20 protein-coding genes and 2 tRNA genes are annotated in these 21,842 nt (G+C 71.5%); 11 read left to right on the top strand and 11 right to left on the bottom strand.

Annotated features, from left to right (window positions below; translation table 11 throughout):
- The 5 genes from CCS38_RS05065 to CCS38_RS05045 form a co-directional block, all read right to left on the bottom strand.
- Window positions 1-1,329: HD-GYP domain-containing protein (locus CCS38_RS05065; protein WP_223731978.1), on the bottom strand; the 1,329-nt coding region annotated here is incomplete at its 3' end.
- A 137-nt stretch (window positions 1,330-1,466) separates the two neighbouring features.
- Window positions 1,467-1,844: a mycothiol system anti-sigma-R factor gene (gene rsrA / locus CCS38_RS05060; protein WP_030264255.1), complete on the bottom strand. Its 378-nt coding sequence runs from the start codon at window positions 1,842-1,844 to the stop codon at window positions 1,467-1,469.
- Complete coding sequence (locus tag CCS38_RS05055) at window positions 1,841-2,563, bottom strand: sigma-70 family RNA polymerase sigma factor (RefSeq protein WP_223731981.1); 723 nt, start codon at window positions 2,561-2,563, stop codon at window positions 1,841-1,843. Before CCS38_RS05055 ends, rsrA begins: the two co-directional genes overlap by 4 nt.
- 290 nt (window positions 2,564-2,853) lie before the next feature.
- Entirely contained in the window at window positions 2,854-3,489 is a 636-nt protein-coding gene (locus CCS38_RS05050) for an alpha/beta hydrolase family protein (protein ID WP_223731977.1), read from the bottom strand.
- Between the two features lie 47 nt (window positions 3,490-3,536).
- Window positions 3,537-4,355: an SOS response-associated peptidase gene (locus CCS38_RS05045; protein WP_223731976.1), complete on the bottom strand. Its 819-nt coding sequence runs from the start codon at window positions 4,353-4,355 to the stop codon at window positions 3,537-3,539.
- A 35-nt stretch (window positions 4,356-4,390) separates the two neighbouring features.
- Between CCS38_RS05045 and CCS38_RS05040 the strand changes: the two genes are divergently transcribed.
- The 4 genes from CCS38_RS05040 to CCS38_RS05025 all read left to right on the top strand — a co-directional run bounded on the left by CCS38_RS05040 (window position 4,391) and on the right by CCS38_RS05025 (window position 8,030).
- On the top strand, window positions 4,391-5,107 hold the full coding sequence (locus tag CCS38_RS05040) for a M50 family metallopeptidase (protein ID WP_223731975.1): 717 nt from the start codon (window positions 4,391-4,393) through the stop codon (window positions 5,105-5,107).
- A gap of 98 nt (window positions 5,108-5,205) precedes the next feature.
- Window positions 5,206-6,570 carry a 3-phosphoshikimate 1-carboxyvinyltransferase gene (gene aroA, locus CCS38_RS05035; RefSeq protein WP_223731974.1) on the top strand — a complete coding sequence of 455 codons (1,365 nt, stop codon included), beginning with the start codon at window positions 5,206-5,208 and terminating at the stop codon, window positions 6,568-6,570.
- Window positions 6,571-6,582: 12 nt separating this feature from the next.
- Window positions 6,583-7,590: a ribosome small subunit-dependent GTPase A gene (rsgA, locus tag CCS38_RS05030; RefSeq protein WP_223731973.1), complete on the top strand. Its 1,008-nt coding sequence runs from the start codon at window positions 6,583-6,585 to the stop codon at window positions 7,588-7,590.
- A 116-nt stretch (window positions 7,591-7,706) separates the two neighbouring features.
- A complete protein-coding gene (locus CCS38_RS05025) occupies window positions 7,707-8,030 on the top strand; it encodes a DMT family transporter (protein ID WP_030264243.1) in 324 nt (107 codons plus the stop codon).
- A 96-nt stretch (window positions 8,031-8,126) separates the two neighbouring features.
- On the opposite strand, the gene CCS38_RS05020 is transcribed toward CCS38_RS05025, so the two are convergent.
- The gene (locus CCS38_RS05020) at window positions 8,127-8,825 is read right to left on the bottom strand and encodes a TetR/AcrR family transcriptional regulator (RefSeq protein WP_223731972.1); all 699 of its coding nucleotides are present in this window, start codon (window positions 8,823-8,825) and stop codon (window positions 8,127-8,129) included.
- 188 nt (window positions 8,826-9,013) lie between these two features.
- Here CCS38_RS05020 and hisN point away from each other — a divergent pair, with 188 nt between their 5' ends.
- Both hisN and CCS38_RS05010 read left to right on the top strand, forming a co-directional pair.
- Entirely contained in the window at window positions 9,014-9,808 is a 795-nt protein-coding gene (gene hisN / locus CCS38_RS05015; protein ID WP_223731971.1) for a histidinol-phosphatase, read from the top strand.
- Between the two features lie 215 nt (window positions 9,809-10,023).
- Window positions 10,024-10,425: a CBS domain-containing protein gene (locus CCS38_RS05010; RefSeq protein ID WP_223731980.1), complete on the top strand. Its 402-nt coding sequence runs from the start codon at window positions 10,024-10,026 to the stop codon at window positions 10,423-10,425.
- A 131-nt stretch (window positions 10,426-10,556) separates the two neighbouring features.
- Here CCS38_RS05010 and CCS38_RS05005 read toward each other — a convergent pair whose 3' ends face one another.
- Entirely contained in the window at window positions 10,557-12,020 is a 1,464-nt protein-coding gene (locus CCS38_RS05005; RefSeq protein WP_223731970.1) for a catalase, read from the bottom strand.
- A gap of 155 nt (window positions 12,021-12,175) precedes the next feature.
- On the opposite strand from CCS38_RS05005, the gene CCS38_RS05000 reads away from it, so the two are divergent.
- The 4 genes from CCS38_RS05000 to CCS38_RS04985 all read left to right on the top strand — a co-directional run bounded on the left by CCS38_RS05000 (window position 12,176) and on the right by CCS38_RS04985 (window position 15,778).
- The gene (locus CCS38_RS05000; protein ID WP_223731969.1) at window positions 12,176-12,592 is read left to right on the top strand and encodes a Fur family transcriptional regulator; all 417 of its coding nucleotides are present in this window, start codon (window positions 12,176-12,178) and stop codon (window positions 12,590-12,592) included.
- Between the two features lie 349 nt (window positions 12,593-12,941).
- Window positions 12,942-13,760, top strand: a complete 819-nt coding sequence (locus tag CCS38_RS04995) for an ABC transporter ATP-binding protein (RefSeq protein WP_223731979.1) — start codon at window positions 12,942-12,944, stop codon at window positions 13,758-13,760.
- Window positions 13,757-14,623 carry an ABC transporter permease gene (locus CCS38_RS04990; protein WP_223731968.1) on the top strand — a complete coding sequence of 289 codons (867 nt, stop codon included), beginning with the start codon at window positions 13,757-13,759 and terminating at the stop codon, window positions 14,621-14,623. Before CCS38_RS04995 ends, CCS38_RS04990 begins: the two co-directional genes overlap by 4 nt.
- A gap of 36 nt (window positions 14,624-14,659) precedes the next feature.
- Entirely contained in the window at window positions 14,660-15,778 is a 1,119-nt protein-coding gene (locus CCS38_RS04985; RefSeq protein WP_223731967.1) for an ABC transporter substrate-binding protein, read from the top strand.
- Between the two features lie 59 nt (window positions 15,779-15,837).
- On the opposite strand, the gene CCS38_RS04980 is transcribed toward CCS38_RS04985, so the two are convergent.
- The 4 genes from CCS38_RS04980 to CCS38_RS04965 all read right to left on the bottom strand — a co-directional run bounded on the left by CCS38_RS04980 (window position 15,838) and on the right by CCS38_RS04965 (window position 21,041).
- Window positions 15,838-15,911 (bottom strand) — tRNA-Met (locus CCS38_RS04980).
- A 104-nt stretch (window positions 15,912-16,015) separates the two neighbouring features.
- On the bottom strand, window positions 16,016-17,860 hold the full coding sequence (locus CCS38_RS04975) for a tetratricopeptide repeat protein (RefSeq protein WP_223731966.1): 1,845 nt from the start codon (window positions 17,858-17,860) through the stop codon (window positions 16,016-16,018).
- A gap of 203 nt (window positions 17,861-18,063) precedes the next feature.
- A tRNA-Met gene (locus CCS38_RS04970) sits at window positions 18,064-18,137 on the bottom strand.
- A 51-nt stretch (window positions 18,138-18,188) separates the two neighbouring features.
- Window positions 18,189-21,041, bottom strand: coding sequence for a UPF0182 family membrane protein (locus CCS38_RS04965; RefSeq protein WP_223731965.1), 2,853 nt, complete (start codon window positions 21,039-21,041; stop codon window positions 18,189-18,191).
- A 199-nt stretch (window positions 21,042-21,240) separates the two neighbouring features.
- Here CCS38_RS04965 and CCS38_RS04960 point away from each other — a divergent pair, with 199 nt between their 5' ends.
- Complete coding sequence (locus tag CCS38_RS04960) at window positions 21,241-21,795, top strand: PPA1309 family protein (protein WP_030264223.1); 555 nt, start codon at window positions 21,241-21,243, stop codon at window positions 21,793-21,795.
- Window positions 21,796-21,842 lie beyond the last annotated feature (47 nt).

Genomic DNA, 21,842 nt, shown 5'->3' with positions numbered 1-21,842 from the left:
CAGGGCGGGCCCGTCGGCGCCCGCGGTGACGACCTCGGGCTGCCAGCCGTGCCGGGCGAGGGCGGCGACCAGGGCGCGGACCATGCGCGGGTCGAGCTGGGCGCCCGCGCTGCGGCGCAGCTCGGCGACGGCGGCGGCGACCGGGCGGGCGCGGCGGTAGGAGCGGGTGGAGGTCATGGCGTCGAAGGCGTCGGCGACCGCGACCACCCGGGCGAATTCCGGGATCTCGCGCCCCCGGAGGCCGTAGGGGTAGCCCTTGCCGTCCATGCGCTCGTGGTGGTGCAGGATCGCGGCCCTGGCCTCGCCGAGGAAGCCGATGCCGCGGACGATCTCGTGGCCGTACTCCGGGTGCAGCTCGATGACGCGCCGCTCCTCGGAGGTGAGCGGGCCGTCCTTCTGGAGCAGCCGGGTGGGCACGCCGAGCTTGCCGACGTCGTGCAGGATGCCGGCGAAGCGCAGTACTTCGAGGCGGTCCTCGGCCATGCCCAGCTCGCGGGCGATCATCACCGAGGCGCGGCCGACGCGTTCGCTGTGGCCGCGGGTGTAGCGGTCCTTGAGGTCGACGGCCTGGACGAGGGCGCGGATGGTGGCCTGGTGCGCCGCGCGCTCGCGGTGGTACTGCGCGAAGACCCAGCAGGAGATGTACATGGGCAGCAGGACGAGCAGGGCCGCGGCGGGCCCGTAGGAGCTGCGCCAGAGGACGGCCATCATCAGTCCGGCCAGGCCGTGCACCAGGTGCGGGGCGAGCGAGCGGAGCAGCAGGCCGCGCCAGGCGGTGCGCGGCGGGCGTCGCTCGGCGGCGACGAGGACGCCGCCGTCCAGGACGGCCAGGACGGCGCAGAAGGCGGTGGTGGCGGCCGCGGCGGGCAGCAGCGCGTAGGGGAATTCGGGGGTGAGGACGGCGCGGCTGCCGCCCGCGCCGAAGACCTGTGCGGCGGCCCAGGCGGCCAGGGCCAGTTCCGCCGCGTGCCAGACGCGGCGTGCCACGGGCGATCGCTCCGCGGTACCGGAGAGGAGGGCGCCGGGCAGGGCGGCCAGGGCGGCAGCGGCGGGCGGCAGCAGGAAGACCCCGGCGAGCAGCACGGGGCAGCCCCAGCGGGGCGGCATGCCGTCGCTGTGCGCCGCTGCGCCGCCGGCCGGTGCCCGGCCGCGTCCCGTGGTCAGCGGGCAGTTGCGCATCCGCTCGCAGGCGGCGTAGAGCGCGGCGATCAGGCCCACGGTGGGCCAGGGGGTGTCCGTGGCGGGCAGGGCGGCGGGGGCGGCACAGCCGGCCGCCGCCAGGACAGCACATCCGATGTACGCGTACGCGCCCATGGGCAGCTGCCGCATGGCGCCCTCCTCCCCGTACCGAGCGGTGACGCTTCAGGTCCGGTGAGCTTAGAAGGCGTGGGCGGCGCGTGCGGGCGCATCCGGGGATTGGGTGGGGCTCATCAGCCGGCCCTCACCCGATGGAGTGACCCGGCGCGTTATTCGGCGCGCGCCGCCTCGGTGCGTGCATCGGTTTCGGTCGGTCCGGCCTGGTGACCGGGGCCCTCGGCAGCGGCCGATTCCTGCGCCTGTTCGAGCACGCTCTTCTCGGGCACGGCCTCGCCGGACCGGATCAGCTCGATCCGTCCCATGACCTTCGAGCGCAGGTCGGTGGGCACGTCGTCGTGGCCGCAGCAGCGCTTGACGAGCTTCTTGACGGCCTGTTCGAGGCCGTACTTCTCCAGGCAGGGCGAGCACTCGTCGAAGTGCTCCTCGAACTTCGTGCACTCCCCGTCCGGCATCTCGCGGTCGAGATACTCGTACAGGTGGTCAAGGACCTCGGAGCAGTCCGTCTCGTGCGGGTCTCCGCAACTCATGATGTGGAGCCTTTCCGATCGTGCGGCTGCTTCCCCGAAGTAGCCGCAGCGCCCGCTCCGGCCGGGACGAGCCCTCGGTCACGGGCGTAGTCCTCGAGCATTCCGCGCAGCTGTCGGCGGCCACGGTGCAGGCGGGACATCACCGTGCCGATGGGTGTTCCCATGATGTCGGCGATCTCCTTGTACGCAAACCCCTCCACGTCCGCGAGGTAGACCGCTATGCGGAATTCCTCGGGAATGGCCTGGAGGGCTTCCTTCACGTCCGAATCGGGCAGGTGGTCCAGCGCCTGCGACTCGGCTGAGCGCAGGCCCGTGGACATGTGCGACTCGGCGCGCGCGAGCTGCCAGTCCTCGATCTCCTCGGCCGCGCTGCGCTGCGGCTCCCGCTGCTTCTTGCGGTAGGAGTTGATGAAGGTGTTGGTCAGGATGCGGTACAGCCACGCCTTGAGGTTCGTGCCCTCGCGGAACTGGTGGAAGGACGCGTACGCCTTGGCATACGTCTCCTGTACCAGGTCCTCCGCGTCCGCCGGATTGCGCGTCATACGCAGCGCGGCCGAATACATCTGGTCCAGGAAAGTGAGCGCGTCACGCTCGAAACGCGCATTGCGCTCGGCCTCCGACTCGCCCTTCGTCTCCGTGCGGGCAGCCTCCGCCTGGCCCTCGTTCTGTGCTTGTGCCGTGCCGTCGGTCCCTGCGTCGGTACCGCTGACCGGACCCACCTCCTCCAACACCGTGCCGGATCCGGATGCGGATCCGCTCGAATCGGAGAATAGACGACGATCCGGTACCACCGCCGCTCCAGCCGTGACGTGGTGTCCCGCCGGGAGCTGTGCCGGCTGCGGCACCGTCCAGCTGGGGCCCTGCGGTCGGGCCGGGCATGCGATCCCCATGCGGTGGACTCCCATTCCTCGTGCGTACCAGTACGTACCTGCCTACGCCACGGACAACAGAACGGGGGCGCCGCGCATTCCCGCGCCTTTCCAGGGGCGGTCCGGAGGGCCCGCTGAGGTCAGTCGGGCAGCCCGACGAGCCACTCGGCGGCCGCCTCCACGATCAGCATGAGCGCCGCGTCCTGGTCGATGGGGGCCTTCTTCGGTACGGCGAAACCGTGATCGGCGTGCGGCACCTCGACGATCTGGGTGCCCTCGGGGAACTCGTCGGGGCGCCCGAAGGGGTCGCGGCCGCCCTGGATCACCAGGGTGGGCACGCCGGCCCCGGTGAGCTCGTCGGCACGGGACTTCTCCGGCTTGCCCGGCGGGTGCAGCGGGAAGCTGAGGGCGAGCACGGCGTGCGCGCCGAGCTCCCGCGCCGTACGGCAGGCCACCCGCGCCCCCGCACTGCGCCCGCCCGCGACGACCGGCAGTCCGGGCTTCCGCAGCGCGGGCCACAGCGCCGTCCAGGCCGCGTCCAGGGTCTTCGGCGCGGGCGCCAGCTTCTTGCCCGCCACCCGCCAGGGCTGCTCGACGAGCGCGACCGTGACGCCGCGCTCCGGGAGGGCCGCGGCCAGCGCCGCCAGGTCCCGCGCCTCGATGCCGCCGCCCGCGCCGTGGCTCACGGCGAGCACCGTGCGCGCCGTGCCCTGGGCGTGGTGCCAGGTGATCCGGGCCTCGCCCGCCGGTGTGCCGACCGTCTCGCTCTCACTCATGGGGCCATCCTGCCCCGGGCGGCCGCGCCCACCGGGACGGGGCACGGTCAGAAGAGCGTTTCCTCCTCCGGCGCCGCCAGCTCCTTCAGCAGCTCGGGGCTGTTGTTGCGGACGTTGCTGACCTCCGTGGAGACGGGGTGGGCGCGCATCATCCCGGCGGGCGGCGGCGCGAGCAGTGCGCGCAGCTCCTCGATGTCCGTGGTGGCCGGGTTCAGCCAGGCGTCCCAGCGGTCGGGCGGCAGGACGAGCGGCATCCGGGGGTGGATGTCGGCGAGGGACTGCGGCCCTGTGTCGCCGGAGGCGCCGGCCAGCGGCGTGGTCTCGGCGGCCGTGGTGACCACCGAGCAGGTCGCCCACCACGCCTGCGGGTGGTCCGGCGGCAGCGTCGGGTCGCGCCAGAACTCGTACAGCCCGGCCATCGCCATCACCGCGCCGTCGGCCGGCGTGACGAAGTACGGCTGCTTGCGGGGGCGCTTCTTCCGGCCCTGCTCCTCCAGCTGCCGCTCCCCCACGCCGGTCACCCACTCGAAATAGCCGTCGCCGGGCAGCAGGCAGCGGCGGGCGGCGAAGGGCTTCTTGAAGGACGGCTTCTCGTGGACCGTCTCCGCCCTCGCGTTGATCATCTTCACGCCGACGTCGGGTGATTTCGCCCACGACGGAACCAGGCCCCACTTCAAAGGCCGCAGCTGGCGAACCGGCCGCCGGTCCTCAGCGTCTTTGACGGGGCGTTCGAGCACCGCGTAGACGTTCTTGGTGGGGGCGATGTTGTAGTCGGGAGCGAGGGTCTCCTCGGGCTCCCACTTCTCGACCTCGAAGATCCCCACCAGATCCTCGGGCCGCCTGCTCGCCGCATACCGTCCGCACATGTATGCCACAGTGCCATGGCACAGCAAGGGGAGAGATGGACACCGAGCACATCACCGACGTATGGGACCGGGTTTTCGCCACACAACCCGATCCGTCGTTCTGGCTGGTCGTGGCCACGGCCGCGGTCGCACTGGCGGTGGTGCTCCCCTACAGCGCCTGGCGGATATCCCGTAATGCCATCACCATCGCGCACGAGGGCGGGCACGGCCTCGTGGCCCTGCTGACCGGCCGGAAGCTGGACGGCATCCGTCTGCACTCGGACACCTCCGGGCTGACCGTCAGCCGCGGCAAGCCGACCGGCCTGGGCATGATCCTGACCGCCGCGGCCGGCTACACGGCGCCCTCATTGCTCGGCCTGGCCGGTGCCGCGCTGCTCGCCGCCGGCCACATCACGGCCCTCCTGTGGGGCGCGACGGCCCTGCTGCTGGCGATGCTGGTCATGACGCGGAACGCATACGGCGTCCTCACGGTGGTACTCGCCGGTGGAGCGTTCTTCCTCGTCTCCTGGCTGACCACCGCGGAGGTGCAGGCGGCCTTCGCGTACGCGGTGGTGTGGTTCCTGCTGCTGGGCGGGGTGCGGCCGCCGTTCGAGATCCAGGGGAAGCGCAGACGCTCCGGAGGTCACGTGGACTCCGACCCCGACCAGCTCGCCCGCCTGACGAACGTGCCGGCGGCGGTCTGGCTCGGCTTCTTCCACCTGGTCGCGCTCTGCTCGCTGTTCGGCGGCGGTCGGTGGCTGCTGCAGCTGTGAGACCTGCGCGGCGTCGCTTTACCAGTGCCATGTTTCGTACAGGTTGCACCCCATTTGATCAAGATCCGCACCCCTGGTGAGCCATTAAAGTGAGCTACATGACCGAGAGCCCCGCACACTCCGCCCTCTGGCCGGCCCCCACCGCTTCCGGGGCGGTCGACGCGACCGTCACCGTGCCCGGTTCCAAGTCGGTCACCAACCGCGGCCTGGTTCTGGCCGCGCTCTCCTCCGAGCCCGGCTGGCTGCGCCGCCCGCTGCGCTCCCGCGACACCCTCCTGATGGCCCAGGCGCTGCGCACGATGGGCGTGGGCATCGAGGAGACCATCTCCTCCAACTCCGCCCCCGCCGGCACGCCCGACGGCACGGGCGAGGCGTGGCGCGTGATCCCCGCCGGGCTGCACGGCCCCACCACCGTCGACGTCGGCAACGCCGGTACGGTCATGCGCTTCCTGCCTCCGGTCGCGGCGCTGGCCGACGGCCCGGTCCGGTTCGACGGCGACCCGCGGTCGTACGAGCGTCCGCTGGGCGGCGTCATCGACGGGCTGCGCGCCCTCGGTGCCCGCATCGACGACGACAAGCGCGGCGCCCTCCCGATGACGGTGCACGGCAACGGCGGCCTGGACGGCGGCCGGGTCGAGATCGACGCGTCCTCCTCCTCGCAGTTCGTCAGCGCCCTGCTGCTGTCCGCGCCGCGCTTCAACCAGGGCGTGGAGGTACGGCACGTGGGCGACACCCTGCCGTCCATGCCGCACATCCGGATGACCGTGGACATGCTGCGGATCGCCGGCGCGCAGGTGGACACGCCCGAGTCCGGCGGCGAGCCGAACGTCTGGCGGGTCACCCCGGGCGCGCTGCTCGGCCGCGACCTGGTCGTCGAGCCGGACCTGTCCAACGCGCAGCCGTTCCTGGCCGCCGCGCTGATCACCGGCGGCCGGGTCACCATCCCGGACTGGCCCGAGCACACCACTCAGCCGGGCGACGCGCTGCGCGAGATCTTCACCGAAATGGGCGGTTCCTGCGAGCTGACCGAGCAGGGGCTGACCTTCAAGGGCAGCGGCCGCGTCCACGGCATCGACATCGACCTGAGCGAGGTCGGCGAGCTGACCCCGGGCATCGCGGCGGTCGCGGCCCTCGCGGACTCCGAGTCCGTGCTGCGCGGCGTCGCCCACCTGCGGCTGCACGAGACCGACCGGCTCGCGGCGCTCACCAAGGAGATCAACGGCCTCGGCGGCGACGTCACCGAGACCGCCGACGGCCTGCACATCCGGCCGCGCCCGCTGCACGGCGGCGTCTTCCACACGTACGACGACCACCGCATGGCCACCGCCGGCGCGCTGCTCGGCCTGGTCGTCGAGGGTGTCGAGGTGGAGAACGTCGCGACCACGGCCAAGACCCTGCCCGACTTCCCCGAGATGTGGACGGACATGCTCAGCCCGGCGGCGGCCCCCGCCCGGAGAGCCTGAGAGTCCGCCACGATGCGCCGCTACGGCAAGCACACCGACGAGGACGACGTCCGGGTCCGCCCGAACCGCAAGGGCAACCGTCCCCGTACGAACATCCGCCCGAAGCACGAGGACGCCAGCGAGGGCCTGGTCCTCACGGTCGACCGCGGCCGCATCACGTGCCTGATCGATGACCGCACGGTCACCGCGATGAAGGCACGTGAGCTGGGCCGCAAGAGCGTGGTGGTCGGCGACCGGGTCATGGTCGTCGGCGACCTCACCGGCGCCAAGGACACCCTCGCCCGCATCGTGCGGGTCCAGCCGCGCACGTCCGTGCTGCGGCGCACGGCCGACGACGACGACCCGTTCGAGCGGGTGGTGGTCGCCAACGCCGACCAGCTGGCGATCGTCACCGCGCTCGCCGACCCCGAGCCGCGGCCCCGGCTGATCGACCGCTGCCTGGTCGCGGCGTACGACGCGGGCCTTACGCCGCTGCTCGTCCTCACCAAGTCCGACCTGGCGTCGCCGGACACGCTGCTGGAGTCCTACGGCGCGCTGGGCGTCCCGTACGTCGTCACCAACCGCGACGAGCTGGCCGACGGCGCCGCGGCCGACCGGGTGCGCGAGCGGCTGGCCGACCGGATCACGGCCTTCGTCGGCCACTCCGGCGTGGGCAAGACCACGCTGGTCAACTCCCTTGTACCGGCGCGGAAGCGGGCCACCGGACACGTCAACGCGGTCACCGGGCGCGGCCGGCACACGACGACCTCGGCGCTGGCCCTGCCGCTGCCGGACGACCGGGGCTGGGTGATCGACACGCCCGGGGTGCGGTCTTTCGGCCTGCACCACGTCGATCCCTCGCGGGTGATCCAAGCCTTCCCCGACCTGGTACCGGGCACGGAAGGGTGCCCGCGCGCCTGCAGCCACGACGAGCCGGACTGTGCGCTGGACCAATGGGTGGCCGACGGGCACGCCGACCCGGCCCGGCTCTACTCGCTGCGCCGGCTGCTGGCCACCCGGGAGCGGCGCGAGGGCGACTGACGGATCGACAGGGCGTGGGTGGCCGATGCGGAAAGGTGGCTGCCGCCGGCCCGTGGTAACTGCATAATCACATCAGGACTGGGCGAAGCGGTCACCGAACCGACGGAGGCAAACTGATGGCGTGGCTGCTCGTCGTGGTGGCGGGGCTTCTGGAGACGGGCTTCGCGGTGTGTCTGAAGCTCTCGCACGGCTTCACCCGGCTCTGGCCCACGATCGCCTTCTGTGTCTTCGCTCTCGGCAGCTTCGGGCTACTGACCCTCTCCCTGAAAAAGCTGGACGTGGGCCCGGCGTACGCGGTGTGGACCGGGCTGGGCGCGGCCGGCACGGCGGTGTACGGCATGGTCTTCCTCGGCGACGTGGTGTCCACAGTGAAGATCGTCTCGATCACGCTGGTCATCGCGGGCGCGATCGGGCTGCAGTTCTCGGGCTCGGCGCACTGATGCCCGGCCCGGCGCACCGGCCGGGCCGAGCGCGGGGAGCCCGCCACCGACGCGCTCGCGCGCGGGGAGTCCGGCACCGGCCCGCGCTCCCCACGGTCAGTGCGCGGCCTGATGGCGCGGCAGGCCCGCGAACGCGCTGCGGACGAGCCGCCCGACCTCCTCGGGATCGGCAGGCGCGACCACGCAGGACAGCGTGAGCCGGACCGCCGTCGTGCACGCGGTACCCAGCTCGGTCAGCTCCTCCTTGGGCCAGTCCGCCTCCAGCGCGGCCACCGCCCGGTCGCTGAACCGGCCGACCAGCTCGCTCGGCCCGGGCAGCGGCGCCTCGACGGGCGGCGGCACCACGGGGAAGCCTGTGCGGGGTCCGGGCACCGGCAGCGGGAGCGACTGGTCGGCGGGCGAGGGCAGCCGCTCGTTCCAGCAGCCGGTCAGCACGGCCCGTACGAGGGGGTTGGCGCGGGCGGTACGCAGTGTCCAGTCGGCCGCCGCTGCCAGCCTGGCCTGGGCTTCTTCGGGCAGGGACGACGGGCGCGCGGGCCCTTCGGCGGGCGGACCGGCCGCGGGCGGACCGGCGGCGGGCCGGGACAGGATGCGCTCCACGCCCGCCAGATAGCCCTCGGTCTCGCGGCGTACCAGGGCGCGCGCAAGCCCCTGTTTGCTGCCGAACTCGTTGTAGAGGGTCTGCCGGGAGACCCCCGCCGCGGCCGCGACATCGACCATCCGGACGCCTGCCCAGGGCCGTACATCGAGCGCCGCGTAGGCGGCGTCCAGTAAGGAATCACGCGCTGCGGGCATCGTCGCCTCCCAGGCCGTAGTGCCCATATGGCCGGTGTGCGCACAGAATTGACGCCCCACCAGGTGGTGTCAAGGGTCCGGACCAAAGGACTGCCGACAGGTGCGGAGGGGGTCCCCGGAAGCCGCCACGCTCCGCGGCGAACGCGGGATTTTCCGTGCTCAGGTACCGGGAAAGATAGTGTTCGCACATGGCCGACTACCACGATGATCTCCGTCTCGCCCACGTCCTCGCGGACGCCGCGGACGCCGCGACCATGGAACGGTTCAAGGCGCTCGACCTGAAGGTCGAGACCAAACCGGACATGACCCCGGTGAGCGAGGCCGACAAGGCGGCCGAAGAGCTCATCCGCGGCCAGCTCGCACGCGCCCGGCCGCGGGACGCGGTGCTCGGCGAGGAGTTCGGTTCCGAAGGGGCGGGGCCGCGCCGCTGGATCATCGATCCGATCGACGGCACGAAGAACTACGTGCGCGGGGTGCCCGTGTGGGCCACCCTGATCGCCCTGATGGAGCGCGGCGAGGGCGGGGACCGTCCGGTCGTCGGCGTGGTCTCCGCACCCGCGCTGCACCGCCGCTGGTGGGCCGCCGAGGGGCTGGGCGCCTACACCGGCCGCAGCCTGACCTCAGCCCAGCGTCTCCAGGTGTCGAGCGTCGGGCGCATCCAGGACGCGTCGTTCGCCTACTCCTCGCTCACCGGCTGGGAGGAGCGCGGCACGCTGGGCGGCTTCCTGGACCTGTCGCGGGAGGTGTGGCGGACCCGCGCGTACGGCGACTTCTGGCCCTACATGATGGTGGCCGAGGGCTCCGTGGACATCTGCGCCGAGCCGGAGCTGTCGCTGTGGGACATGGCGGCCTGCTCCGTCGTCGTCCAGGAGGCCGGCGGCCGCTTCACGGGCCTGGACGGGGCCCCGGGCCCGCACAGCGGCAACGCGGCGGCGTCCAACGGGCTGCTGCACGAGGACCTGCTGAACTACCTGCGGGACTGACCCCCGCCCGCGATCGCTCTCGCGGGTTTTCAAACGGCGCCTTGGGGCGCGTGACCGGGAGACCGGCCCTCACGCGCCCCTTGTCGCACGCCATGGAGCATGTGAACATGAGAATCCCCCCGCTTGTGCATTTGTGAAAGTTTTCTCCAGGCGCTTTCCGGCGCCGGAATGTCCTCCGCGGGGTCTCACCAAGGAGGTGGCTCCACTCCATGCCCATGTACGTCCGCGACGCCATGAGCACGGTGGTCCTCACCATCGGGCCCGCACACACTCTCCGGCAGGCAGCACACCTGATGGCGGCACGGCGCGTCGGCGCGGCCGTCGTCCTGGACGCCGACGCCGGCGGACTCGGCATCCTCACCGAGCGCGACATACTCAATTCCCTCGGCGCCGGGGAGAATCCCGACCGCGAGACCGCACAGAGCCACACCACTACGGACGTGGTCTACGCCGCTCCGGAGTGGACCCTGGACGAGGCCGCCACCGCGATGGTGCACGGCGGCTTCCGCCACTTGATCGTCCTGGACGACCGGGAGCCGGTGGGCGTGGTGTCCGTACGCGACATCATGCGCTGCCGCTCGGGCGCCCGGGAACGGGCCACAGCGGTACCGGCCTGACCCGCTCCGACCCGGCCCGTTCGTCCGGCCCGGGTCGGAAACGCCGAGGAGGCCGGCCGCCCGAGGGCAGCCGGCCTCCTCTGTCCGGGGTGAAGGGACCCCGGACGACGCGGTCCGTACAGTGTGACCGGTCAGCCGCGCAGGGCCTGGACCGCGGCCTCCAGTCGCTTGCCGTAGTCCGCGTCCGCCTTGCGGAAGTTCTCGATGGCGCGCTGCGCGATGTCGTCGCGCGAGACCTTCGAGATGAAGCCCGCGAGGTTGTTGATCAGGCGGTCCTTCTCGTCCTCCGACATCAGGCGGTAGAGGTTGCCCGCCTGCACGAAGTCGTCGTCCTCGGCGTGCGAGGGCGCCTCGGTCTCACCGCTCGTGCCGTTGACCGGCAGCGGCTGCCACAGCGCACGGCCGGTCTCGGCCGGGCCGCCGAAGCTGTTCGGCTCGTAGTTCTTCTGGCCGCCGTGCCGGCCGTCGTACAGCGCACCGTCCCGGCCGTGGCTGCGCGCCTCGGTGGCGTGCGGGCGGTTCACCGGCAGGTGGTCGGCGTTGATGCCGACGCGGTAGCGGTGGGCGTCGCCGTACGCGAAGAGGCGGCCCTGCAGCATCTTGTCGGGCGAGGGGCCGATGCCCGGCACGAAGTGGTGCGGGGAGAAGATCGACTGCTCGACCTCGGCGAAGATGTTCTGCGGGTTGCGGTTCAGCTCCAGCTTGCCGATCTCGATGACCGGGTAGTCCGCCTTCGGCCAGACCTTGGTCAGGTCGAACGGGTTGAAGCGGTAGTTGGCGGCCTCGGCGGCGGGCATGATCTGCACGCCGACGGTCCAGCTCGGGAAGTCGCCGCGCTCGATGGACTCGCGCAGGTCCCGCTGGTGGCTGTCGGGGTCCTCACCGGCGAGCTTGTTGGCCTCGTCCGTGGTGAGGCACTTGATGCCCTGGTCGGTCTTGAAGTGGTACTTGACCCAGAAGACCTCGCCGGCCTCGTTGTTCCACTGGAACGTGTGCGAGCCGAAGCCGTCCATGTGACGGTAGGACGCGGGGATGCCGCGGTCACCGAACAGCCAGGTCACCTGGTGGGTCGACTCCGGGCTCAGACCCCAGAAGTCCCAGACGTTGTCCGCCTCCTGCGAGCCGGTGTACGGGTCGCGCTTCTGGGTGTGGATGAAGTCCGGGAACTTGATGGCGTCCTTGATGAAGAACACCGGGGTGTTGTTGCCGACGAGGTCGTAGTTGCCCTCTTCGGTGTAGAACTTCAGCGCGAAGCCGCGGGGGTCACGCACCGCGTCGGCCGCACCGAGGTTGCCCGCGACGGTCGAGAAGCGCAGGAACGTCTCGGTCTGCTTGCCGACCTCGGAGAGGAACTTCGCGCGGGTGTACTTCGTCACGTCCGCGGTCACAGTGAACGTGCCGTACGCACCGGCGCCGCGGGCGTGCACGATGCGCTCCGGGATGCGCTCGCGGTTGAAGTGCGCCAGCTTCTCGATCAGGAGCTGGTCCTGGATCAGGCCGGGGCCGCCGATGCCGGCCGTCTCGCTGTTCTGGTTGTCCGCGACCGGAGCACCGGTCTCCGTGGTCAGCGGTCCGGTGGTGCTTTCTACCGACACGTGCGCCTCCTGTGTAAATACCTGCCCTTGGCTTGCGCCGAGCCCGATCCTACATTGGACAATGTCTAAGTCAAGAAGGATGAGAAATCCGTACCGGATCCGGTCATGGACCACCACTGGTACCCTGGCTCATATCTGACTGATGGGTGATTGGCATGAGTGACCTGCTCGAACGACTCCGGGGACGCGGCTGGCGGCTGACCGCGCAGCGCCGCGTCGTCGCCGAGGTCCTGGACGGGGACCACGTCCACTACACCGCCGACGAGGTGCACGCGCGGGCGTCCGAGCGCCTGCCGGAGATCTCCCGCGCCACGGTCTACAACACGCTCGGCGAGCTCGTCCTGCTCGGTGAGGTGCTCGAGGTCAGCACGGACGGCCGGGCGAAGCGGTACGACCCCAACGCCCACCACGACCATCACCACCTCGTGTGCTCGCAGTGCGGCACGATCCGTGACGTGCACATCGAGAGCGACCCGATGAGCGCCCTGCCCGAGCCGGAACGATTCGGCTTCGAGGTCTCGGAGGTCTCGGTGACCTACCGCGGCACGTGCCCGAACTGCGCTCGCGCCTGATCCGCACGCCGCCACGGCACCTCCCCACCCCTCCGCTCCGCTCTTGCCGATCATTGCAGCCCGCCGCGTTCCGCGGCGGGCTTTTCGGCAGCCGGAAGCATCGGCGTGCGCTACTTCGGCATGTCGCGACAGCTCTTCGGCACACGGCGCGCTTCTCCGGTGCACCGCGCACACCCCTTCCCGTTTCTGACGGCCCGTCATATCGTGCCTCGCGCCACGCCCCACGGCTGCCCGGGACCGCCGCGGCAGCCGGCCCGCACTCCGCGAGGAGCTCACCGTGGGAGAGCCGCACCCGCCGTCCCCGTCCGCCGGCCCGCGCCCGCCCGCGCCCGATGAGCGGCCACCGGCCTTGCGCGCCCGGGCGCTCGGCCGTTCCTTCGGCCGCGGCCGCAAGGCGCTGACCGCGCTCGGCCCGCTCGACCTCGACATCGCCGCGGGCGAGTTCGTCTGCCTCGTGGGCCCCTCGGGCTGCGGCAAGTCCACGCTGCTGCGGATCGCCGCGGGGCTGCTCCGGCCGAGCACGGGAGAGCTGGAGATCCGCGCCGCCGGCCCCCGCCCGGCCGCGATGATCTTCCAGGACTACGGCATCTACGACTGGAAGTCCGTGCTGGCCAACGTCCGCTTCGGCCTGGACGTGCAGCGCGTGCCCCGTAAGGAGGCCGACGCACGCGCCCGTTCCTGGCTGGACCGCATGGGCCTCGCGGAGTTCGCGGACGCCTACCCGGCGGCGCTCTCCGGCGGCATGCGCCAGCGCGTGGCCATCGCCCGCGCGCTGGCCGTGGAGCCCGAGCTGCTCCTCATGGACGAGCCCTTCGCCGCCCTGGACGCCCAGCTCCGCACGATCCTCCAGGACGAGCTGCTGGACCTGACCCAGCACACCCGTACGACCACCCTCTTCATCACGCACAGCCTCGAAGAGGCGCTCGTCCTAGGCGACCGGGTCCTGGTGATGTCCGCACGCCCCGGCCGCATCATCGCCGAGCGCCGCCCGCCGTTCGGCCGCCCCCGTAGCGGAGCGGTACGCAGCGCCCCGGAGTTCACCGCGCTCAAGGCCGAGCTGTGGGACCTGCTGCGCGGCGAGGTCGACGCCCGCTCCGGTACGGGCACGTCTTCCGGTACGGGCACGGGCGCACGCCCCGGTAACGGCACGGAGGCGGTGCCCGTATGACGCTCACCGACCGCTCGGCGCCGCGCGAGACCGTCCTCCTGCGCCGACCCGGCCCTCAGGAGCTGCGTCCGCAGCGTACGTACAGGCGCCGCCGCACCCTTGAAGCGGCGCTCGCCCTCACCGTCCCGGCCGCCCTGCTCCTGCTGTGGCAGCTCGCCGCCGTACAGGGGTGGATCGACGCCCGTATCTATCCGGCGCCCGGCACCATCCTGGCCGACGGCTGGGACCGCGCGCTGGCCGGCGAGCTGTGGCCGGACGTGTGGGCCACCCTGCGACGGGTCCTCGCGGGCTATGCCGTCGGGGCCGTGGCGGGCTACGCGCTGGGCCTCCTGATGGGCTCGCTCTCCCTCGTGCGCGCCGCCCTGGAGCCGCTGCTGGACGCGCTGTACGTCGTGCCGAAACTGGCCCTGCTGCCGGTCTTTTTGAACATGTTCGGGCTCGGCGAGGGGCCGCAGATCGCGCTGGTCGCGGCCACCGTCTTCTTCTTCGTGTGGATCTCCACCATGGCGGCGGTACTGGCCGTACCGGCCGGGCACCGCGACGCGGGCCGGGTCTTCGGCGCGAGCCCCTGGCAGATGTTCCGGCACGTGCTGCTGCCCGCCTCGCTGCCCGCGGTGCTGGTCGGGGCCCGGATAGCGGCGGGCGTCGCGGTCCTGGTGATCGTCGCCTCGGAGCAGATCGCCGCCGCCGACGGGCTCGGACATCTGATCTTCGACTCGCGGGCGCTGTTCCAGAACGACGTGATGTTCGTCGGGATCGTCTGCGTCGCCGTCCTGGGCGTGCTCTTCTCCGAACTGGTGCGGCTGGCCGGCCGGTTCCTCACCCCCTGGGCACCACGCGACCGCGGCCGCTCCCGGAACTGACCCGGCCCACTCCCCTACTCGGCCCCCGGAGGCCCCATGCGCCGTCGTCTCACCGCGCTCGCCGCCGCCCTGGCCCTGCTCACCGGATGCGCCGCTCAGGAGGCCGGTGGCAGGCCCGCGGAGCCCCGTACGATCGAGCCCGTCGCCGGCTGTGGCGCCCGCGCCTGGACCGACCCCGCCGACCTGGCGGAGGACCGCCGGCCGGCCCGCTGCGACAAGGGAGCCCCGGCCGCGCGGCCCCTGAAGAAGAAGCGTTCGCTCACGATCGCCACCGGCACCCTGAACGCCGAGTACGTCGCGCCCGTCCGAATGGCCCTCGCCAAGGGCGAGTTCGCGAAGGAGGGCCTGGACGTCCGCCTGAAGGTGCTGCCCACGCCCGAGGCGCTGCCGCTGCTGGCCAAGGGCGATCTGGACGTCCTGTGGGCGGCGCCTGAGGCCGCCGTCCTCAACGGCATCGCCGGCGGCTTCGACATCCGCTGGGTGGCCGGGAACTTCTCGCCCGACCCGCGGTCGAAGAGCGGCCTGTGGGCCCGGCTCGGCAAGGGAGAGACGGCGCGGTCGGTGTCCCTGAAGGGCGCGAGCCTCGGGACCATGATCGGCAAGGGCTCGGTGATCATGTACCCGATGGACCGTTCCTTCGCCCGGCACGGCGCCCGTACGGACTCCGTCACCTTCCAGCAGCTCGGCTCCTCGGACGTGCTGACCGCGCTGACCGGCGGCGGCGTGGACGCCGCCTGGCTGCTGGACCCGGTATGGCGCACGGTCGACGGCAACAAGAGGTACGCGTTCCTCGGCGGCCAGCCGCAGGGCGAACCCCTCGGCGGGGCCCTGTACGGCCCGAACCTCCTGCAGCAGGACCCGGACGCCGGCGTCGCCTTCCTGCGCGCGTACATCCGTACGGTCAACACGTACTTCCGCGGCGACTACAAGGCCGACCGGGCGTTCGCCGCGGAACTGGCGAGGCTGCTGAAGGTGGACGCCGACGTGCTGACGGCCGTGCCGTCGCTGCGGATGGACTGGGAGATCCGGAAGGGCACCGCCGACCGCCTGCAGCGCGCCTACCGGGACGCGCGGGTCACCGAGGGCCCGCCGCTCCCGGAGAGCAGGCTCGTGGACCGCTCCTTCTATGCGGAGGCGGTCGGCCACCGGCCGTGAACAAGACCGCACACATGACGAAGGCCCGGATCCAAAAGGATCCGGGCCTTCGTCTTCAGTAGCGGGGACAGGATTTGAACCTGCGACCTCTGGGTTATGAGCCCAGCGAGCTACCGAGCTGCTCCACCCCGCGCCGTTGTGTTCACAACTCTAACCCCAAGCCGACGACCAGCGCAAATCCGTTTCAGCAGCCCCCGCGCACCGGCGTCCGGCCGGCCCCGAAAGGCCGGCCGGTCCTCATGCGCTCAGCTCCTCCTTGAGGGCGTCCCGCAGCCGGGCGGCACGCTGGGTGACCTCCGGCGGGCCCAGCTCCACGGCCCGCGCGCACCACCGCTCACTCTCCGCGAGCGCGCCCCGGCGGGCCGCCAGCAGCGCGAGGCGCAGCGCCGCGCGCCCGTGCCCGGCCTCGGCAGCGCGCGTCCACCACAGGGCGGCCTCCGGGAGGCTGCCCTCGCGGGCCAGCAGCAGCCCGAGGTTGAAGGCCGCGTTGCGGCTGCCGGCCTCGGCCGCCGCGCGGTACCAGTCGGCGGCCGCCACGGCGTCGCCCCGGGACGCGGCGAGCATGCCCATCCGGACCTGGGCACCGCGGTGCCCCTGCTCGGCGGCCCGCTCGTACCACTCCTCGCTCTCGCCGCCGGACTCCTCCGGGCCGCTGGCCTCGCGGTCGAGCAGCGCGGCGAGCCGGTAGGCCGCCTCGGCGCTGCCCGCGCCCGCCGCCCCGCGCAGGTGCCGCTCGGCCTCCTGCCACTCGCCGTCCCGCAGCAGGGACAGGGCCGCCTGGAGCGCGGCCTCCGTGTGCCCGGCCTCGGCGGCCCGCTCGTACCACCTGCGGGAGGTGCGCTCGGCGCCCCGGCCCGCGTGCAGGATGCCGAGGTTGAACGCGGCGTCCACGCTGCCGGCCTCGGCCGCCTTGGAGAACCACGGCTCGGCACCGGACGCGTCGCCGCGCTGCAGCAGCAGCACGGCCAGCGCGTTGGATGCCTCCCGGTGGCCCGCGTAGGCGGCCCGGCGGTACCACTGCTCGCTGCGGCCGTCGCGGCCCTGCTGGGCGCAGAGCAGGCCGATGTTGTACGCACCGTTGACGTCGCCGGCCTCCAGGGCAGCGCGGTACCAGCGCTCGGCTGTCTGCAGCTCGCCGCGGTCGGCGTGCAGTGCACCCAGCGCGTTGGCGGCATTGCCGTCGCCGTCCTGGGCCGCCCGGCGCCACCACTCCGCCGCGCTCTCCTCGTCGCCCGCGTCCTTCAGGAGGAAGCCGAGCGCGCACGCGGCGCGCGGCTCGCCGTCCTTGGCCGCGATGAGGTACCAGCGCCCGGCCTCCTTGAGCTCGCCGCGCTCCTCCAGGAGCGTGCCGAGGTGCAGCGCGGCCCTGCGGTGCCCGCGGGCCGCGGCCTGGCGGTACCACTGCTCGGCCGCGGCGCGCGGCTCCGCGTGCTCGCCGTACGCGGTGCCGTCGGCCTCCCGCTCGTCCAGGATGCGCGCGAGGCGGTACGCGGCCTCACGGTGGCCGCGCTCGGCGGCGGCCACGAACCACTGCTCGGCGCCCTCCTCGCCCCGGTGGTCGAGCAGGTCGGCCAGCGCGTAGGCGCCCAGGCAGTGACCGGACTCGGCGGCCTGGCGCAGCCAGTACTCGGCGGCGGGCTCGTCGCCGCGCTCGCGGTAGTGCCGGCCCAGTGCGTGCGCCGCGGCGGCGGATCCGGCGACGGCGGCGATACGCCACCAGCCGGCCGCCTCGTCGGCGTATCCGCGCTGGTGCAGCAGGACTCCGAGATTGTTGGCGGCGGCCCGGTCGCCCGCGACAGTGGCGGCGCGCAGGCACGGTTCGGCACCGTCCAGATCACCGCGGCGCAGCAGCATCGCGCCGAGCATGCTCGCTGCCGCGGGATCGCCCGCGGCGGCGGCCTGCCGGTGGCCCACCTCGTCCATGGCCTCGGTCGCCTCGGACGACTCCGTGGCGTCGACGGTTTCGGCCATATCTGCCGCGTCCCTCGCGGGCGGCGGCAGCTCGGATTCGCGCCCGTCGTCGGGCGCATGCACAAATGGTCCTGTCTCCAACAACCTTGCCTTGTCCCCCATAAGGGCCATCGTCGCACCACCCGAAGCCCGGGTACACCTGGTATACCGCAGCCAGTGAGGTCACTTCAGCGTTTTGTCGACTTCCCGACACGACGACATGCCAAACGCTCAGGACACCAGTCTCCCCAATGCGGGTGGTTTAACGCGCACATATGTGACGGCACACACGACGAAGGCCCGGATCCTCTTGGATCCGGGCCTTCGCCTTGCAGTAGCGGGGACAGGATTTGAACCTGCGACCTCTGGGTTATGAGCCCAGCGAGCTACCGAGCTGCTCCACCCCGCGCCGTTGTGTATTTAAGGTACCACGGCGCGGAGGTGGAGCCATAATCCGCGGTCAGCCGCCCTGCTCGTCCGACGAACCGGCCTTCTCCCCCGCCTTCTTCTCCGCGGCGGCGGCCCGGTCCAGCGCGGCCTTCAGCTTCTCCTGCGCCTCGCCGTAGCCGGCCCAGTCGCCGGACTCACGGGCCTTCTCGCCCTCTTCGTACGCCTGCTGGGCGTCGTCCAGGGCCTCCTGGACGCTCTGGTCCGTGGGCGGTGTCGTACCGCTCTCGTCCGGCGGCGTGGTGGTGTCCTCCTCGCCGTCGTCACTCACGTTCGGTGCCTTCTTGCCGAACACCACGTCCAGCGCCTCACCGAGGCTGTTCTCGAAGGCCGCCTTGTTCCCGTAGGAGACGAGCACCTTCTTCAGCAGCGGATAGTTGGTGCCCGCGCCCCGCAGATAGACCGGCTCGACGTACAGCAGGCCGCCGTCCAGGGGGACGGTGAGCAGGTTGCCGTACTCGATCTCCGAGTCGCCCTTCTTGAGGATGTTGAGCGTCTTGGCGACCGTGTCGTCGGAGTTGAACTTCGACTGCACCTGCTGCGGTCCGGGGACCGTGGTCTCGGACGGGAGTTTGAGGATGCTGATCTTCCCGTAGTCCGGACTCTTGGCGTTGGCGTCGACCGCCATGAACGCCCCGAGGTTGTCCCGCTTGTTCGGTGTGAACGTCGTCGTCAGCGAGAACGTCTGCTTCTTCTGGTCCGGCATCTTCATGCTGAGGTAGTACGGCGGAACCGCGGTCGCCGACTTGGTCGTCGGGTCGTTCGGGATCTGCCAGCGCTCGCTGCCGGTGTAGAAAGTGTTCGCGTCGGTGACGTGGTACGTGGTGAGCAGCTGGCGCTGCACCTTGAAGAGGTCCTGCGGGTACCGCAGGTGCTCCATCAGAGCATTGCTGATCTTCGAGGTGGGCTCGACCGTGCCGGGGAACGCCTTCATCCAGGTCTTCAGGACCGGGTCGTTCTTGTCCCACTGGTAGAGCTTGACCGAGCCGTCGTACGCGTCGACCGTCGCCTTGACGGAGTTGCGGATGTAGTTGACCTGGTTCTGCTGGGCCACCACCGCGCGCTGGCCGTCGGTGAGCGAGTCCGCCGTGGTGTCCCCGAGCGTGGTCCGCGAGGAGTACGGATAGCCGTTGCTCGTGGTGTACGCGTCGACGATCCACTTGATGCGGCCGTCGACCACCGCCGGGTACGCGTCGCCGTCGATGGTGAGCCACGGCGCGACCGACTCCACGCGCTCCTTGGGCGTGCGGTTGTACAGCACGCGCGAGCCCTCGCCGATGGCGCCCGAGTACAGGATCTGCGGCTCGCCGAAGGCCACGGCGTACGCCGCGCGGTTCACCGGATTGGCGAGGTTCACCCCGCTCTTGCCCTTGTAGCTGTAGCTCTTCTCGCCGCTGTCGTCGGAGTAGTCCAGCTCCTGCTGCGGCCCGCCGACGATCGAGTACTGCGTGGTCTTCTCGCCGTAGTAGATGCGCTGCTCGTGCTTGGGGAGGTGCCCCTTGGCAGGCAGGTTCTTCTGGGTGTAGTCCGGCTCGCCCTCATTGACCGTGCCGGTCCCCTTGGCGGTGACCGCGCCGTACCCGTGGGTGTACTTGAAGTGGTCGTTGATCCAGTTGCGCTCGGGGATGCCGGCGATGTTCAGCTCGCGCAGACCGATGACGGTGTCCTGCTCCTTGCCGTCGCTGCCCTTGTAGCGGTCGACGTCGAGCGTGGCGGGGAACTGGTAGTACCCGCGGACCTGTTGCTGCTGCTGGAAGGTGGGCGAGACGACGTTCGGATCCAGCAGGCGCATGCTCGCCGTGCTGTCCGCCGCGGCCCGCAGCCGCTCGTTGTCCGCGTTGTCCTTGGGCTTGTAGTCGCCCTTGTAGCCGGTGACCTTGGAGCCGTCGATGCCGTACGCGTCCCGCGTGGCCTTGATGTTCTCCTTGATGAACGGCGCTTCCTTGGCCTGCTCATTCGGCTGGACCTGGAACTTCTGCACGATCGCCGGGTACAGACCGCCGATCAGGACGGCCGAGAGCACCATCAGGCCGAAGCCGATGACCGGCAGCTGCCAGGTCCGCCGCCACAGGGTGGCGAAGAAGAGCACGGCACAGATGGCAGCGATGAAGAACAGGATCGTCTTCGCCGGCAGGTAGGCGTGCGCGTCGACGTACCGCAGGCCCGTCCAGCCCTCCGCGGACTTCAGGCCGCTGGACTTCACCGCGAGGCCGTACCGGTCCAGCCAGTACGCCATCGCCTTGAGCGACACGAAGATGCCCAGCAGCACCGACAGGTGACCGGTGGCCGCCGCGGTGGCACGGGAGCCGGGGCTCGTGACGCGCAGGCCGCCGTAGAGGTAGTGCGTGAGCGCCGCGGCGATCAGGCCGAGCACCACGCAGGCGAAGCCGAAGCTCAGCAGGAAGCGGAACCACGGCAGGTCGAAGGCGTAGAAGGAGATGTCCTGGTGGAACTGCGGGTCCTTCTGGCCGAACGGCACACCGTTGACCCATTGGAGCCACGTGCGCCACTGGCTGGAGGCGGACGCGCCGGCGATCAGGCCGACCAGCGCGGTGACCGCGATCAGCACCCATTTCTTGTAGGGCGCGATGCTCATGCGGTAGCGGTCCAGGCTCTGCTGCTCCAGCGACATGGCGCTGAGCGGCGGGCGGAGCCGGTGGGCCAGCCAGACGTTGACCCCGATGGCGGCCGCCATCAGCGCGCCGAAGAAGAAGAACAGGCCGACCTTGGTCCACAGGGTCGTGGTGAAGACCGAGGAGTACCTCACCGAGCGGTACCACAGCCAGTCGGTCCAGAACCCGGAGAACATCACGAAGAGCATGGCCAGCACAGCCAGCACGCCCAGGGTCAGGAGCCCGGTCCGCATCCGCCGGGAGGGGCGGCCCACTCTCGTCCGTGGCCCGGCGGGGCCTGAGCCGCGGTCCGGCATCTGGAAAGCCAAGGTGCGCACCTCGAAGTTCGCTGTCGTATGAAGCGGGCCCGGTGATAGTAGGACCCACTCTTGCAACTTACTAAGGCTTTACCCGGTTCCCGTTTTCCGGGAAGTTCAGGGCACGATATTCCACATGACCAACCTCCCCGTTGACGGCACCCCTCTCGCCGCCGACCCACTGACCCGCGCCGTACTCGAAATCGACGAGTACGCCGCCGGGATCGGCTGGGACCAGCCCGCCCGACTGTTCGCCCTCGTAGACACCGCGCGCCTGCGCGACGAAGAGCCCGCGCTCGCCGCCCAGCTGGGCATCGACGAGAACGCCGACGCCTCCCTGACCCCCGTGGAGCAGGACGAGGTCCCCCCGACCGTCCCGCTCGACGAGTTCCTCGGCACCATCGCCTGGCCCGACGCGGTGGCCGGCTGCGCCATGACCGTGGAGCGGCTGATGCTGCCGCCGTCCGCCGAGGAGTCCGTGCCGGCCGGCATGGACGAGGACGCGCTGGCCAAGTGGGTCGCCGAGCACCCGGACCGGCAGGAGGTCCGGATGACCGTGGCGGTGCTGCGCGACGGCCGGCGCGAGTCGGCGCTGCGGCTGCGCGAGAAGGACTCCACCGCCGAGGTGCTCACCGGGGCGGATCTCGTACCGGGCCTGGCGGAGGCCCTGACGGCGACGTTCGAGGAGTAGCCGGTCCGGGAGTAGCCGGTCCGGCGCCCGGGGGGGGCTTGGCGGCT

The organism is Streptomyces purpurogeneiscleroticus, assembly GCF_020024005.1.
Classification (GTDB): domain Bacteria; phylum Actinomycetota; class Actinomycetes; order Streptomycetales; family Streptomycetaceae; genus Streptomyces; species Streptomyces purpurogeneiscleroticus.
This window is presented reverse-complemented; position numbering and strand designations above follow the sequence as displayed.

Excerpts from the sequence above, each read along its gene's own strand:
- rsrA (WP_030264255.1), bottom strand. The coding sequence starts at position 1,844 with ATGAGTTGCGGAGACCCGCACGAGACGGACTGCTCCGAGGTCCTTGAC.
- CCS38_RS05050 (WP_223731977.1), bottom strand. The coding sequence starts at position 3,489 with ATGAGTGAGAGCGAGACGGTCGGCACACCGGCGGGCGAGGCCCGGATC.
- CCS38_RS05045 (WP_223731976.1), bottom strand. The coding sequence starts at position 4,355 with ATGTGCGGACGGTATGCGGCGAGCAGGCGGCCCGAGGATCTGGTGGGG.
- CCS38_RS05040 (WP_223731975.1), top strand. The coding sequence starts at position 4,391 with ATGGACACCGAGCACATCACCGACGTATGGGACCGGGTTTTCGCCACA.
- aroA (WP_223731974.1), top strand. The coding sequence starts at position 5,206 with ATGACCGAGAGCCCCGCACACTCCGCCCTCTGGCCGGCCCCCACCGCT.
- rsgA (WP_223731973.1), top strand. The coding sequence starts at position 6,583 with ATGCGCCGCTACGGCAAGCACACCGACGAGGACGACGTCCGGGTCCGC.
- CCS38_RS05025 (WP_030264243.1), top strand. The coding sequence starts at position 7,707 with ATGGCGTGGCTGCTCGTCGTGGTGGCGGGGCTTCTGGAGACGGGCTTC.
- CCS38_RS05020 (WP_223731972.1), bottom strand. The coding sequence starts at position 8,825 with ATGCCCGCAGCGCGTGATTCCTTACTGGACGCCGCCTACGCGGCGCTC.
- hisN (WP_223731971.1), top strand. The coding sequence starts at position 9,014 with ATGGCCGACTACCACGATGATCTCCGTCTCGCCCACGTCCTCGCGGAC.
- CCS38_RS05010 (WP_223731980.1), top strand. The coding sequence starts at position 10,024 with ATGTACGTCCGCGACGCCATGAGCACGGTGGTCCTCACCATCGGGCCC.
- CCS38_RS05000 (WP_223731969.1), top strand. The coding sequence starts at position 12,176 with ATGAGTGACCTGCTCGAACGACTCCGGGGACGCGGCTGGCGGCTGACC.
- CCS38_RS04990 (WP_223731968.1), top strand. The coding sequence starts at position 13,757 with ATGACGCTCACCGACCGCTCGGCGCCGCGCGAGACCGTCCTCCTGCGC.
- CCS38_RS04985 (WP_223731967.1), top strand. The coding sequence starts at position 14,660 with ATGCGCCGTCGTCTCACCGCGCTCGCCGCCGCCCTGGCCCTGCTCACC.
- CCS38_RS04975 (WP_223731966.1), bottom strand. The coding sequence starts at position 17,860 with ATGGCCCTTATGGGGGACAAGGCAAGGTTGTTGGAGACAGGACCATTT.
- CCS38_RS04965 (WP_223731965.1), bottom strand. The coding sequence starts at position 21,041 with ATGCGGACCGGGCTCCTGACCCTGGGCGTGCTGGCTGTGCTGGCCATG.
- CCS38_RS04960 (WP_030264223.1), top strand. The coding sequence starts at position 21,241 with ATGACCAACCTCCCCGTTGACGGCACCCCTCTCGCCGCCGACCCACTG.